The sequence below is a fragment of the Coleofasciculus sp. FACHB-542 genome, from assembly GCF_014695825.1.
Lineage (GTDB): Bacteria > Cyanobacteriota > Cyanobacteriia > Cyanobacteriales > FACHB-T130 > FACHB-T130.
Map to the genome: position 1 here is coordinate 56,486 of NZ_JACJPB010000049.1, position 13,279 is coordinate 69,764.

The window sequence follows — 13,279 nt, forward strand, 5'->3', positions numbered from 1 at the left end:
CGATGCTAAAGCTTGCACAGAAAAATAAAATTTTGCTAAGTGTTGGAGCCGGACTACTAGCGCTAGTCGCTGGAGCAACGCTGTCAGTCCCGCAATTAACCAGTTGGCTGGAGAAATTAACCCCGAACGGTCAGTCCCCCGATAAAACCCTTTTGAATCCGGGGAGCCAATCCAAGAATTCTGTTTTGCCATTGGCGTCGCTACCGGCGGCACAGCGGGGCGCACAACTCGAAGCGATCGCCAATGGCACCCCATCCCCAGAACGCAATCGCGCCCGCTATCTGTTGGCGAACGATTCGCTCCAACAACAGCAGCCTAAAAAAGCGATCGCGTCTTTGGAAGGATTGGAGGCAGACTATCCGGTTCTTGCCCCTTACATCGCCCTGAAACGCGCCCAAGCTTACCAACTTGCCGGGGACAAAGCAAAAGCCACAGCAGCTTGGCAAAATTTGCTTGAAAGTTATCCCGATCATCCGGTCGCCGCAGAAGCTTTGTTTGTGCTGGGGCAAACGAATCCGAAGTATCGAGAACAAGCGATCGCTCAGTTCAAAAGCCATCCGCGCACCCTGGAAATTGTGCGTTCTTCCCTGAGTAAGAATCCTAATCAACCCAGATTACTCTTACATTTAGCCAAAAATGCTCCAGGCGACCCCGGCATTCTCCCGATTCTGGATCGGCTGGTGACTTCTCATGAAGCGGCGCTCAAACAGCAAGGTACAGGGCTACTCAAGCCAGAAGATTGGCAAGCGATCGCTTATAGCTATTGGGAAAACGGTCAGTACCGCAAAGCCGGACAAGCCTACGCCAAAGCCCCCCGCACCTCCCTCCACGCCTACCGCATTGGGCGCGGACTCCATCTGGGCGAGAAACGAACGGAAGCGAAAATTGCTTATCAACAGATGATTCAGCAATTTCCCGATGCCAAAGAAACCGGACTCGCTTTGAGGCGTCTGGCTTCTTTATCATCCCAGCCACCGGAAGCGATCGCCTATCTCGACCTCGTCATCCGCAAATTTCCCGACGAAGCCGGTGAGGCACTCCTCGCCAAAGCCGAAATCCTCGATCGTCTCAACAGCGACAAATCAGCTGCGGAAGCTCGTCAATTGCTCCTGACTAAATATGGCAGTTCCGATGTCGCCGCAGAATACCGCTGGAAAGTCGCCCAAGCCAAGGCGACGCTAGGGGATTTCTTAGGGGCTTGGCAATGGGCGCAGCCAATCGCCAACCAAAACCCCGATCATATTTTGGCTCCCAGAGCTGGCTTTTGGGTGGGTAAATGGGCCGCCAAACTAGGGCGTCAGCAGGATGCAAAAGCCGCTTACGAACACGTCCTGGCAAAATACCCCCAGTCTTACTATGCATGGCGATCTGCCGTCTTGTTGGGCTGGGACGTTGGAGACTTTACCACCGTCCGTCAATTGTCCCCGCAGGTGGTGCGACCTGACGAGCATCCCATCCTACCTGCCGGGTCTGAAACGTTGAAGGAATTGTACCAGCTCGGTCAAAAATGGGATGCTTGGACGCTCTGGCAGGCAGAATTTCAGAACCGGATGCAGCCAACCGTTGCCGAACAATTTACTAACGGCATCATGCAGGTGGGATTGGGCAACCACCTGAAAGGAATGAACCTGGTCTCGACTCTAGAAGACCGAGAAACACCCGAAGAGCAAGCTGAATACAAAGCAATCCGCAAACAACCAGTTTACTGGCACACCTTGTATCCGTTCCCGTTCTTGGAAATTATCGAAAACTGGTCGCAACAGCGCCAGCTCAATCCCCTGCTTGTCACCGCCCTGATTCGGCAAGAGTCCCGATTTGAGCCAAAAATTCGTTCGGTTGCGGGTGCAGTTGGCTTAATGCAGGTCATGCCCGGAACCGGCAAATGGGTGGCGGATAAAATTGGCGTCAAGCAATTTAACACCGAAAATCCCAACGATAACGTGAAGCTGGGTACCTGGTTTTTAGATTTTACCCACAAGGAATACAACAATAATTCCTTGTTAGCGGTTGCCAGTTACAATGCGGGTCCCGGTAATGTATCGAAATGGCTAAAAGAGAAAGGGTCATCTATCGATCCTGATGAATTTGTCGAAGAAATTCCCTTTGAGGAAACTAAAGGCTACGTCAGACAGGTGTTTGGGAACTACTGGAATTACCTTAGATTGTACAATCCACAGGTTGCCCAGTTGGTCGCCAAATATTCGGATGGTCAGCCAACTGCACTCAAAAATTAATCAAAGACTTCTTGCAAAAATCTTTTAAATGGTGTAAGAGCACAATTTTATTTAGCCTGCTCTCGTCTGGCTTTGTCATTTTTGCAAGAAGTTTCATATATCCTGAAAACTTGAAGAATTTTTAAGCATTTCTGGGCAGCTTCTAGCAGGTAATATCTGCGGCTATCCAGTGATTGCTGAAACATCCGCGTGTCTACTCTCTGTTGGGGGATTTTCTCCCAGATGTGAGGGGATAATATAAATTTTTCATGAATTTGTGTTCATCAATTTTGAACACCGTTGTTCTCATAGAAGCGATCGCTTGCTGCCTAAAATTTCCTCACGCCCACTGACGGGGATCACTAATCTTCGGCTGTTCGCTTAAATCGATTATCCTGGTTTAGATAGAGTTCCATGTCAATGGCTGCTGAGTGAAGCAGTCAGCGCGGGAGCTTGTATCACCCAATAACCAGCGAATTCAAAGAGTTTTGCGCTTGTGCTTCATTCATTAATCGGGCACCAGCAGCGACTGCTTTGTAAGAGCTGTCTAACTTCAACGTTTATTGTTTAGTTCCATAAGCATGATGACCGCGAATCAGGCTACCGGAACCCACGCGCATGATGGCACGGCTACCAACTTTAAAATTAGGCTCTCAAATCAGGGGCTGCAAAATACTCGCGAGCTTCTCATCGCTCAAATTTAGAATGCTGGTCAATTCCATCGCTTCCTTAAATCATCCAAATGTCAGGGGATCTCCCTCAAGTGCAAACGCGGCGTGTCAGTCACGCTTTCCTTCCATTCTTTTTTCTCTAAAGGATTTTTACCTATTAGCGATAAAGAGTCAACGAGCCGCCAGTTATTAGAAGGATGGCTTGTCAATAATACGACCAGTTTGGTCTTCCATCTGGAAAAAGCAAATAACGAAATCGACGTTACTGAAATGCCAGATGGAGGGAGCAATGTCCGCCGCCAGGAGGTTACATGAGGAAGTCACGCTCGATTTTTGCTCGGAGAAAGTCACAGTTTAGTTTTTCTCGCCCCTATCAATCTAGACGGGGAAACAAAGTCGCGATCGCTGCGGGTGTGGGACTAAGCGCAATCCTTTTGGGAGCCACCTTTTTACCAACTAAGTATGGCGTCTGGCTGGAAAAAGTAGTTGGCTGGGTGCCGATGCATGGGTACGGCAGTTTCTTGATGTCGGGAAATCAGATCGACAACTCTGCGATTGTGTCTTTAATCTCGCTACCCCCACAAAAGCGGGCATCACAACTAGAAGCGATCGCCACAGGGCCAAGATCCCTCGACCGCAGCCGCGCCCGTTATCTCCTAGCAAGCGATCTGATTGCCTCCAAACAGGGAGAAAAAGCACTGGAATGGTTAAAAGGATTAGAGTTTGAATATCGCGTCCTAGACGGACACATTGCTCTTCGGAGAGCGCAAGCTTACGAACTCACCGGCAACACCCGAAAAGCCAAGGCAGCTTGGGAAGGTTTGTTAAAACACCATTCTCAAGATCCCGTGTCAGTCGAAGCTTTATATGTGCTGGGGAAGACGGAACCGAAATATTGGGAAGAAGCCGTTGAGAAATTTCCCAGTCATCCCCGCAGCCTGGAAATCGCCCACGCCTTACTCAAAGACAATCCTAACCAAGCAAAATTGATGGTGTCGCTGGCAAAGTATGCCTTTGACACTCCAGGAATTACTTCAGTGCTAGATAAGTTGATAGGTTTGCCAGCAGAGCAACTCAAGCCAGAAGTATGGGAAGCGATCGCTTTAGGCTACTGGGGAAACCGGAAATACGGTCAAGCCAGTACCGCTTATGCCAAAGCCCCCCGCACCCCCCACAACGCCTACCGGGTCGCTAGGGGACTCGATCTCGCCGAAAAGAAAGTTAAAGCCCTCCGCGCTTATAAAGAGGTGGTGCAAGACTTCCCAAATGCTGACGAAAGTGCAACCGCGCTCATCCAGATCGCCAAAATCGGTCCCGCTATCGAGGCGGTTCCTTATCTCGACCAAGTTATCAGTCAATTCCCCGACCGAGCTGGCGAAGCCATCCTATTAGAAGCGAAAATTCTCGATAGTCTTAAAAGTTCCGAATCCGCAGCTGCTGCGCGTCAATCATTACTCACCAAATATGGCAATACCGATGCCGCGGCAGAATATCGGTGGAAATTGGCTCAATCGAAAGCGCGTGGTGGAAATTACCAAGAGGCGCTGCAAATCGCCAAGCCGATCGCCACTCAGAATCCTGATAGCGAATTAGCTCGTCGGGCGGCTTTTTGGGTGGGTAAATGGTCAAACAAGCTGGGACGCAAGCAGGAGGCGAAAGCAGCTTTTGAGAACGTCGTGGCGAAGTATCCCCAGTCTTACTATGCTTGGCGGTCTGCCGTCATGCTGGGCTGGGATGTGGGAGACTTTAACAGCCTGCGTCAGCGAGATCCGAAAGTAGAATGGCCTGCCAAGCGACCGTCATTGCCCGTGGGTTCTGCTGCTTTACAAGAACTTTACCAAATGGGTCAAGGCAAAGATGCCTGGAGGCTCTGGCAAGCGGAGTTTGAAAACCGGGTCAACCCAACGGTGGCAGAACAATTTACCGATGGTTTGCTTCGGCTCAATATGGGAGACCACTTGCAAGGAATTGCTAAAATCTCCAGCTTAGAAGACCGTGAGAACCCGGAGGAGCAAGCACAGTACAAAGCTCTAACACAACAAATTGCTTACTGGCAGGCTTTGTATCCGACGCTTTATGTCGAAGCGATTGAAAACTGGTCTCAACAACGTCAACTCAATCCCTTGCTCGTGATCTCTGTCATCCGACAGGAATCCCGCTTTGAGCCAAAAATCCGTTCCACTGCCGGTGCGGTTGGCTTAATGCAGGTGATGCCGGAAACCAGTAAATGGGTTGCCGAAAACATTGGCCTCAAGAAATATAGCCTGGAAAATCCTAACGACAACGTTAAATTAGGCACCTGGTATCTGGATGAAATTCACGATCGCTACAAAAATAACTCCATGTTAGCGATCGCAAGTTACAATGCCGGTTCTGGTAATCTGTCAAAGTGGCTCCAAGACAAAAAAGTCAGCGATCCAGATGAATTCGTCGAAGCCATTCCCTTTGATGAAACGCAGGGTTATGTCAAAAATGTATTTGGCAACTACTGGAATTACTTACGCCTGTACAATCCGAAAATCTCCCAGCAGGTAGCAAAATACTCCGAAGGTCAGCCAACCGCATTCAAAAATTAAAAATTGGAATTTGCACTTAGGCGCGATTAAAGATCGCTTTTTAGGGAATCGGGAATTGGGAATTGGAAATTGGTAAAAACCCATTTTCGATGACCGATTCCCCATTACCAGCTTTTAAGAGTGGCGTTGATTTCCATTTCTGTGCTTTGTTCAATTTTTAAGGGTCGGTGAGCCATGCGCGATCGCACGGTACGGATGACCCGGATACAATAGTCAAGAAATCTTCAAATCAAACTTGACCGATGACGCTTCCTTCAGAAGTCGATACCGCATCCCAGCTAAATCCAGGCGTGGAGCCGGAATCAGCGAACCGCAATCTAGAAGATGAATACCTTGATGAGCTGCCCGCTGAGATCGAGATGTCTCTATTCGACCATCTGGAGGAGTTGCGGCGGCGGATTTTCTATGCGCTGATTGCAGTTGCCTTAGGTGTTATTGGCTGCTTCCTGTTTGTCAAGCCAATTGTCCAGCTGCTGGAAGTACCGGCGCAGGGCGTCAAGTTCCTCCAGCTGGCACCCGGAGAATACTTCTTTGTCTCCATTAAAGTTGCCGGTTACAGTGGCTTGCTCGTAGCCAGCCCCTTTATCCTGTACCAGCTCATCCTGTTTGTTCTCCCAGGACTCACTCGCCGCGAACGCCGCTTAGTAGGACCCGTTGTTTTAGGGTCGGGTGTCTTGTTTGTGGGGGGACTGGCATTTGCCTATGTAGCATTAATTCCAGCCGCTCTGAATTTCTTCATCAGTTACGGGGCAGATGTCGTCGAGCAGCTGTGGTCAATTGACCGATATTTTGAATTCGTGTTGCTGCTGATGTTTAGCACCGGATTGGCATTTCAAATTCCGATCGTTCAGCTGCTACTCGGCTTTTTGGGAATTGTCTCTTCTGGGCAAATGCTATCTGGCTGGCGGTTTGTGATCCTGGGAGCAGCAATTTTGGGTGCCATCCTGACGCCTTCCACCGACCCCCTCACCCAAAGCCTCCTCGCGGGTGCCGTCTTGGGACTCTACTACAGCGGGATTGGCTTAGTTAAGCTCGTAGGGCGCTGAGATCGGCAAAATACGATGCAACCTGGACGAGTTAATTTTTGAACTGCCTCATCTTCGGCTCTCTGGAGTGCTGCTGTATTGGGAATCGCCCTGAATAGCTGCACTCGACGAACCTCAAGGGTGAAATTGCTGAGCTGAACATTTTCAATCTTGTCTTCAGAAACATTTTCCGACGAAAATACTTTACAAAGCCGAGGGCGAATTGAACCCCTTGGCTTTCCCTTATCTTGGCTGAAGCGAGCTTGCAAGAGGGTTCGTCTTACACCTTGCCCTTGGATAATTGTGGTGCTGCGGTAAATTTCCATTCAGAAATTTACCCATTCTGCAATGAGTTCGTCAACGTTGATTTGAGAAGTAGGAGCTTCCCAACCCAAAAACCCTCATACATCAAAATCTTTTAAAAAATAATTGACAAAGCACTTGACAACAGGTGTCGCTATTGCGAATCAAAAGATAGTTTAGGTATGCAGTGAATGCGACAATAGTGCCAACAGGAAGCTGTCGTTCTATTGAGTGAGAATCGCACGCACGGCTCCTAAAACTGTTCGAGCATCCACTCCGAGGCTCGCTCGCCCAGGTCTAGGGGGATGCTGACTGCTTTACCGAGTCGAGGGCGATCGCGCGTTTGTTCAATATAATGTTGTACTTGGTCAGCTCCACCCCAACCATGAAGATACTCGGCGACAGTCTCCAAGTGCGCTATGTAGTCTGCCTCCGACAGCGGAAAAGACGCCTGTTCTAAGTATTTCCACATTACCTGGAGGAAAATTTTGCCCTGAGTCCGCCTGATCTGGATATCGTATGAGCGTCCCCACTTGTCGATCAGGAGTTGGCGAAGGTCTTGTCCTGTCATAGTTTTATCGCAATTACTTTTCTTTACATTTCGTCATAAATGGAGCGCTTCTTAAATTAATGATACGGTGCAAAAGAATGTAATAATACCCTTAGCAAGGCTGTAAACCTTTCTACAAAAGGGTTTGTGGCGAACAGGCTTGCGACTTGCTTGGTATATATTTATTGGGCAAGTTTTAACAAAATCTGGGACTTAGCCCAGGGTTGTTCACATAGCTATACACTCAGACGTTACTCATGGCTCAACTTTCTAGCTCGTCAGACGTTCCCGATATGGGGCGTCGTCAATTTATGAATTTGCTCACTTTTGGGACCATTACAGGAACAGCTCTGGGGGCACTGTATCCCGTTATTAAGTATTTTGTCCCCCCTTCGAGTGGTGGAACGGGTGGTGGTCTAACTGCCAAAGATGCCATCGGCAACGATGTCATTGTGAGTGATTTTTTAGCTAATCATAATCCAGGCGATCGCACCTTGGTTCAAGGCTTCAGAGGCGACCCCACCTACATTGTCGTGACCGAGGAGAAAACCATTGACAATTACGGCTTAAACGCCGTCTGCACCCACTTGGGTTGCGTTGTTCCTTGGAATTCTGGTGAGAACAAGTTTATGTGTCCCTGCCACGGTTCCCAGTATGACAGCACCGGCAAGGTGGTACGGGGACCAGCACCGCTGTCTCTGGCACTGGTTCACGCTACCGTGGCGGAGGACAAGGTTACATTAACGCCTTGGACGGAAACCGACTTCCGTACCGGCGAAAATCCTTGGTGGACATAAGGTCATTAGTCATCGGTGCTTAGTTATCAGTCATCAGTTAGTCGTCATGGGTCATCGGTTATTTGTAACCGACCAAAAACGAAGGATGAAAAGGACAAAAAACTAAGAACGAAACCTAAGGACAAAGAACTGATAGATATTGTTTGAAATTCGACCCAGAATCCCTTCTTGAGAGATGAGAAAAGTTTCTTTATCGGCGATATCCAAAATAGGCAAACAGGCGATTTGCAAAACCGTCCTGGTTGCGATCGCCACCGTGTCAATATTCCTCGCCAGCGATCTAGCCCTTCCCCAATCAGCCAGTGCCTATCCCTTCTGGGCACAGCAAACCTATCCTGAAACCCCTCGCGAACCAACGGGGCGGATTGTGTGTGCTAACTGTCACCTCGGTGCCAAACCCACACAAATAGAAGTCCCTCAATCGGTTCTGCCAGACACCGTCTTTGAAGCTGTCGTAAAAGTTCCTTACGACACCAACACGCAGCAAGTGCAAGCGGATGGTAGCAAAGGTCCCTTGAACGTGGGTGCTGTGTTAATGTTGCCAGAAGGCTTCAAAATTGCCCCCGAAGATAGAATTCCTGAAGAAATGAAGGAAAAAATTGGGGAACTCTACTACCAACCCTACAGCGAAGACAAAGAAAATATTGTCATTGTTGGTCCCATTCCAGGCGATCAATATCAGGAAATTATCTTCCCCGTTCTGTCTCCCAATCCACAGACCGATAAGAAAGTTTTCTTCGGTAAATACGCGATTCACGTGGGTGGCAACCGGGGTCGCGGTCAGGTTTACCCCACAGGTGAAAAGAGCAACAATTCCGTCTATAGCGCTTCCGTAGCGGGTCGCATCACTTCCATTACCCAAGCTGAAGAAGGTGGCTCTGAAGTCACCATTCAACCAGCAGAAGGCAATGCAGTTGTTGATACAATTCCCGCCGGTCCAGAGCTAGTTGTCTCCGAAGGGCAGGAAGTCAAAGCTGGCGAAGCGCTGACCTCCAATCCGAACGTCGGTGGATTTGGTCAAATGGACGCCGAAATCGTTTTGCAAAGCCCCACCCGGATCAAGTGGTTGATGGCATTTATTGCTGCAATCATGTTGTGTCAAGTCTTGCTAGTCTTGAAGAAGAAGCAAGTTGAAAGAGTGCAAGCTGCTGAGATGAATTTCTAAGTTTGGCGTTGTACTGAATCATTATGAGACAGGCATTTTGCCTGTCTTTTTTTGCGCTCAAAAATAACGTACTTGCAAGCCTCCTCTACCTTTGCAACTTTATGGAGTAGGGAGGTTTCAGTCATCCCAGGCTATAGCATTGCATACCCTGTGCTTGGCTAACGCGATCAACCTAATAAAGTTTTAAGCCCAAAGCAAATTAGGATTATTTAAATACACCTTCTTGTTCATCCTCAAAGATATATTCATAGTCAAAAACTAAAGAGTTGAGATGTCGAATAATTGTAAAACCAAAATGAGTAACTAAATCCGTATTAAAAGTAGCGATAACTAGCTGTATTAACTTCCTCTCCGTAATTACAGGTTTTTGTACAAAATAATTACGTTTGTCAAAAAACCGATTATTAGGACTAGGAACGACGATTGCATTAATTCGATGAGCATGTTGAATTGGTTTTATATAAGTATTTAAAAACTCTTCTTGATTAATTTGTAGCTGGTAGAGTCTTTCATGCTGCAACCAGCTCATTTTAAACATCATTTTAATTAGTTCAAACCCCAAGATGTAGTTAAATACGTTGTTGCGTTCTTCTGAACTTAGAACCAGCCGCAGAGCTGATTCTAAGTACAATTCGGGCTGCCTACTTACATCTTGAGCTGAATGAATATAAAACTGTCTAATATAAATTCTTAAAACTGATTCATTTAAGTCTAACTTAAGGTGAAATTGTGTTAAATAGTCTTGGACTCGTTGCTGAGTATTTTTGTCTTGAAGTCTTTTGGCAACTAAGCCAGTAGCCGTATAATCATCCAGAAATTCGGCTTGCATTTCTGGAGTAGCCGCACACATTAGATGACACAATGACAGCACATAACGGCGCTGGCTCCAAGGCAAGCTTTCCGCCCATTTTTTTGCTTCTGGAGGGAGTTTATCAAGAATACTTTCTGATTCTCCAAGTTCAAACATCGCCGCTATTTGAGAGATTTGTTCAGTCATAACCAAAAAAAATATCAGTAAGTATACAAACCTAATCATCAAGAAATTCAAACAACCGAACACTTCTTAAGTTGAGTTGAGAATTAATTTTTTAAATTTATTTTTACCTGCCTATTTAGTTACTTGGAGTTCCTAAATCTCATCTCTTGTACCAGGAAGCGTTTCCTGCAATGTTTATCCTGCCAGGAAAGAGAAGTAATTCTCTGCTTTGATTACAAGAGAAAGAAGCTGAGGGGTGAGTTTTTCAGATGCAAGAGATGAGGCAATCAAACTTAAACTTATTGATGCTGACGTAGCGCTACAGAATCCAGTCCGAGCAGAGAAGTCGTACCCCTGGTTGCACGCCTTGTTGTTCATCAAAGCTGCAACGCTAGTGCGTGCTTCTTCCCCGGCGCTGGTTTGTTCTCGAAAATTCCACTGTTTCGTCATGGCTAGCAGCGATCGCAGGAGAGAAATTTAGTATCGTCTCCTTCCTAGGATTCCCAGATCAAAAGCCTGACTAACACTCAACAGACAAAAACGCACGAGATTCGTTCCCCAATCTTCGCTTTTTGAAGCAGACTGGGGCGATGAGAGCGATCGCGCACAAGCGTTAGTAGAGTCTGTCAGCCTTGTATCGAACTGGCAATTTTTTTAATTGCTTCTACGTCAACATCAAATTTTTGGGTAATTTTTTCAATGACTTGGGATTCTGCTGGTGTCACTGCGCTATCTAGTTGGGAGATTGTATGGCACTGAGCTAACAGCGGCAACGCATAGTCCCGATTGAGTTGATCTAGAAGCGTATCTAAAGGCTGTTGTTGATTGATGTTATTGGCGATCGCTTCTAGAGAAGCAGGGCTAAGTTTGGCAGCTTGTAACGACGGTAAGATATCTTCCCAAGATTTGCCTGGATGACTCGCCACGATGATATGAACCAGAATCCGATCCATAATCGCTTGTTGCGCGATCGCAGTTTCTAAATACTTCTCGCTTGCTGCCTGAGACTCTACCAGCTTTTCCGTCGATGCCTCAGAATGCAACTGTACCTCATAAAAGCGACAAGCCGCATACCCCAGCGCATAGATCATCGTCGCATTCGCGCTAGCACCGATTGCAGCACCCGCCACTGGCGTCGCTTTTAACAAACCCAAACCCGCCTTAATTGCACGAGAACCGCCCAAAGACAAACCAAAGATTCCCAGCACTTCACCCTTACGCGCGGGATCTTTCAAATCTAATCCATAAGCCGCGGCGATCTGATAAACCATCTCTGACTGCAATAGCGTCGTTGCTGCCAAATCAACCGTCAGCAACGCCAATGCTGCTCCCGGCAACAAGCTAGTCGCCAGTCCCATCCCGCCTCCATAAACCGCTTTCTCCATCATCAGACGATGAGCAATCTGATTCGGTTTTTCGTCGGGATACTTTTGCTGTAGCTTTTGAACATCAGCTTCAGCTTTTACCACATCAACTTGATTGATAATCCCCAGCAACCAATTCGTGGGTAACGCCCTCGTGACGTGCCGCAAAAATGAGTTGTCGCCCACAAAAGTCACTGCACGCCCTGCGCCTTGTGTGGTTTGTTCGATCAATTTTTGCGCTTGTTTCCCCGCCGCTTGAGCTACCCCAGTCGTCGTTGTCGCTACAGCTTTACCTGTCTGGAAGGCAGTGTTACCAACTGCCATGCCGACTCCGGCTACTGTTTTCGCCACTGCTTGCCCAGCAGTCGCAACTGAATCGAAGAACGATGGCTTCTTGACATCCGTGGATTGCGTTAAAGATTCCGCATGGTCTGTTTTTGAGACAGAAGTTGAGGAGTTTGCTTCTGTCTCTTCAGACACGATTCCCGGCTTGTCATCCATCGTTTAATTCCTATTGCCCGGTGGGTTTATCTGCGAGCATATCTCACTCAAATTCGATTCCGCCTGTATCGGGGGAAAGAAAAACCGCGAACTTTCAACCAGATTTAAGTCCCCGAAAGGGATTTAAATCTGGTTGGGCAACGCGATCGCCTTCAATCCCCCTCTATGGCAGAAGAGAGAAAGCTCAGCGCGATCGCCTTCTATCGATCTTTAGCGGGCGCGAGGCAGATTGGCAGCAGGAGACACCTGCAAAATCCGGCTATCTAGCTTGCGAACCACATCTCCTACCTGCACCGCAGGCTTTTTCCCATTGACGTACATCACCGCTGTTAACGCTCCTGTCGAATTTCGGCGAAAAGCAGCGATATCCATCCGCACAGGTTGCTGTTGTATCTTCAGAGCCAGCGTCATCCCACTAGAAGCATTCCCCAAGTTATTCAGTTCCGGCAGGGGTTTGTATTCTACAACTTCTAGTCCCTGGTATGCTTTGAGTCTCTCCCGCAGTAGGCTCAACATCTGTTGTTGCTTCTGAGGGTTCTGCATTTCTTGCAGACCCGCATCAAAATTAGCTTGTTCGGGCTGATTTGGCATATTTCCAGTGAAGCCCAAAACGATTTGGTAGTTCTCCGGATTAACGAAAGCAAAGAAGTTCTCCGGCTTCATGTTCGCTTGCGTTAGTTGTTGTCTGAGAACATCCAATTTGGAGGCAATCTCAACGGCTACATCCGGTGGGAGTTCCTGAAACCCAGCAGGCAAATCTTCTAAAGTCAGCTTTACCTCAGACGACGCTGGTTGAGTGGTCGGTGCTGGGGAGGCTGCCGGGGAGGCTTCTGAAGCTGGTGCGGATGGAGCGACTTTTGGTTCTGGGGCGGGTGTTTGGACAGGTGCTTCTTGGGCAACAATAAGGGGAGTGGCGAACGTAGATTGAAAAGAGCCACCAACGCAAAGAGCGCCGGTTAACAGGCTAAGTGTCAAAGTTACTTTTTTTAGCACAGGTTGAACTTTACGCTGATTTCAAAACAGAGCAGGCAAATCGATCGTCAATTACCAGGATAGGCGAACCACCACCGGAACTTATTGGGGATACCCGCCGAATGCTGACTCGCTTTCGCCGTAAAATCTTAAAATAAATTCAATT

The 13,279-nt window shown here is 47.8% G+C and carries 12 protein-coding genes; 7 read left to right on the forward strand and 5 right to left on the reverse strand.

The window, feature by feature from the left end; genetic code table 11:
- Positions 1 to 2 precede the first annotated feature (2 nt).
- The 4 genes from H6F52_RS19405 (at position 3) to tatC (ending at position 6,506) form a co-directional block, all read left to right on the forward strand.
- Entirely contained in the window at positions 3 to 2,234 is a 2,232-nt protein-coding gene (locus H6F52_RS19405) for a transglycosylase SLT domain-containing protein (protein ID WP_190536461.1), read from the forward strand.
- A 755-nt stretch (positions 2,235 to 2,989) separates the two neighbouring features.
- On the forward strand, positions 2,990 to 3,199 hold the full coding sequence (locus H6F52_RS19410; protein ID WP_190412187.1) for a hypothetical protein: 210 nt from the start codon (positions 2,990 to 2,992) through the stop codon (positions 3,197 to 3,199).
- Positions 3,196 to 5,460: a transglycosylase SLT domain-containing protein gene (locus H6F52_RS19415; RefSeq protein ID WP_190536462.1), complete on the forward strand. Its 2,265-nt coding sequence runs from the start codon at positions 3,196 to 3,198 to the stop codon at positions 5,458 to 5,460. Before H6F52_RS19410 ends, H6F52_RS19415 begins: the two co-directional genes overlap by 4 nt.
- A 242-nt stretch (positions 5,461 to 5,702) precedes the next feature.
- A complete protein-coding gene (gene tatC / locus H6F52_RS19420) occupies positions 5,703 to 6,506 on the forward strand; it encodes a twin-arginine translocase subunit TatC (RefSeq protein WP_190536463.1) in 804 nt (267 codons plus the stop codon).
- On the opposite strand, the gene H6F52_RS19425 is transcribed toward tatC, so the two are convergent.
- A complete protein-coding gene (locus H6F52_RS19425; protein ID WP_190536464.1) occupies positions 6,467 to 6,811 on the reverse strand; it encodes a hypothetical protein in 345 nt (114 codons plus the stop codon). The genes tatC and H6F52_RS19425 overlap by 40 nt on opposite strands.
- A 230-nt stretch (positions 6,812 to 7,041) precedes the next feature.
- Positions 7,042 to 7,359 (reverse strand): DUF3067 family protein, encoded by a 318-nt coding sequence (locus H6F52_RS19430; protein WP_190536465.1) that lies wholly within the window; start codon positions 7,357 to 7,359, stop codon positions 7,042 to 7,044.
- Positions 7,360 to 7,595: 236 nt separating this feature from the next.
- Here H6F52_RS19430 and petC point away from each other — a divergent pair, with 236 nt between their 5' ends.
- Together petC and petA are read left to right on the forward strand one after the other, a co-directional pair.
- Entirely contained in the window at positions 7,596 to 8,135 is a 540-nt protein-coding gene (gene petC, locus H6F52_RS19435) for a cytochrome b6-f complex iron-sulfur subunit (RefSeq protein ID WP_190412182.1), read from the forward strand.
- A gap of 175 nt (positions 8,136 to 8,310) precedes the next feature.
- The gene (gene petA, locus H6F52_RS19440; protein ID WP_190536466.1) at positions 8,311 to 9,300 is read left to right on the forward strand and encodes a cytochrome f; all 990 of its coding nucleotides are present in this window, start codon (positions 8,311 to 8,313) and stop codon (positions 9,298 to 9,300) included.
- 205 nt (positions 9,301 to 9,505) lie between these two features.
- Here petA and H6F52_RS19445 read toward each other — a convergent pair whose 3' ends face one another.
- Positions 9,506 to 10,297, reverse strand: coding sequence for a cobyrinic acid a,c-diamide synthase (locus H6F52_RS19445; RefSeq protein ID WP_190412180.1), 792 nt, complete (start codon positions 10,295 to 10,297; stop codon positions 9,506 to 9,508).
- A gap of 235 nt (positions 10,298 to 10,532) precedes the next feature.
- On the opposite strand from H6F52_RS19445, the gene H6F52_RS19450 reads away from it, so the two are divergent.
- The gene (locus tag H6F52_RS19450; RefSeq protein ID WP_190412179.1) at positions 10,533 to 10,757 is read left to right on the forward strand and encodes a hypothetical protein; all 225 of its coding nucleotides are present in this window, start codon (positions 10,533 to 10,535) and stop codon (positions 10,755 to 10,757) included.
- Positions 10,758 to 10,902: 145 nt separating this feature from the next.
- Here the strand turns inward: H6F52_RS19450 and H6F52_RS19455 are convergent, their stop codons facing one another.
- Positions 10,903 to 12,141 (reverse strand): EcsC family protein, encoded by a 1,239-nt coding sequence (locus tag H6F52_RS19455; RefSeq protein WP_199300645.1) that lies wholly within the window; start codon positions 12,139 to 12,141, stop codon positions 10,903 to 10,905.
- Positions 12,142 to 12,351: 210 nt separating this feature from the next.
- Positions 12,352 to 13,116, reverse strand: a complete 765-nt coding sequence (locus H6F52_RS19460; protein ID WP_190412178.1) for a hypothetical protein — start codon at positions 13,114 to 13,116, stop codon at positions 12,352 to 12,354.
- Positions 13,117 to 13,279 lie beyond the last annotated feature (163 nt).

Excerpts from the sequence above, each read along its gene's own strand:
- H6F52_RS19405 (WP_190536461.1), top strand. The coding sequence starts at position 3 with ATGCTAAAGCTTGCACAGAAAAATAAAATTTTGCTAAGTGTTGGAGCC.
- H6F52_RS19415 (WP_190536462.1), top strand. The coding sequence starts at position 3,196 with ATGAGGAAGTCACGCTCGATTTTTGCTCGGAGAAAGTCACAGTTTAGT.
- tatC (WP_190536463.1), top strand. The coding sequence starts at position 5,703 with ATGACGCTTCCTTCAGAAGTCGATACCGCATCCCAGCTAAATCCAGGC.
- H6F52_RS19425 (WP_190536464.1), bottom strand. The coding sequence starts at position 6,811 with ATGGAAATTTACCGCAGCACCACAATTATCCAAGGGCAAGGTGTAAGA.
- H6F52_RS19430 (WP_190536465.1), bottom strand. The coding sequence starts at position 7,359 with ATGACAGGACAAGACCTTCGCCAACTCCTGATCGACAAGTGGGGACGC.
- petC (WP_190412182.1), top strand. The coding sequence starts at position 7,596 with ATGGCTCAACTTTCTAGCTCGTCAGACGTTCCCGATATGGGGCGTCGT.
- petA (WP_190536466.1), top strand. The coding sequence starts at position 8,311 with ATGAGAAAAGTTTCTTTATCGGCGATATCCAAAATAGGCAAACAGGCG.
- H6F52_RS19445 (WP_190412180.1), bottom strand. The coding sequence starts at position 10,297 with ATGACTGAACAAATCTCTCAAATAGCGGCGATGTTTGAACTTGGAGAA.
- H6F52_RS19455 (WP_199300645.1), bottom strand. The coding sequence starts at position 12,141 with ATGGATGACAAGCCGGGAATCGTGTCTGAAGAGACAGAAGCAAACTCC.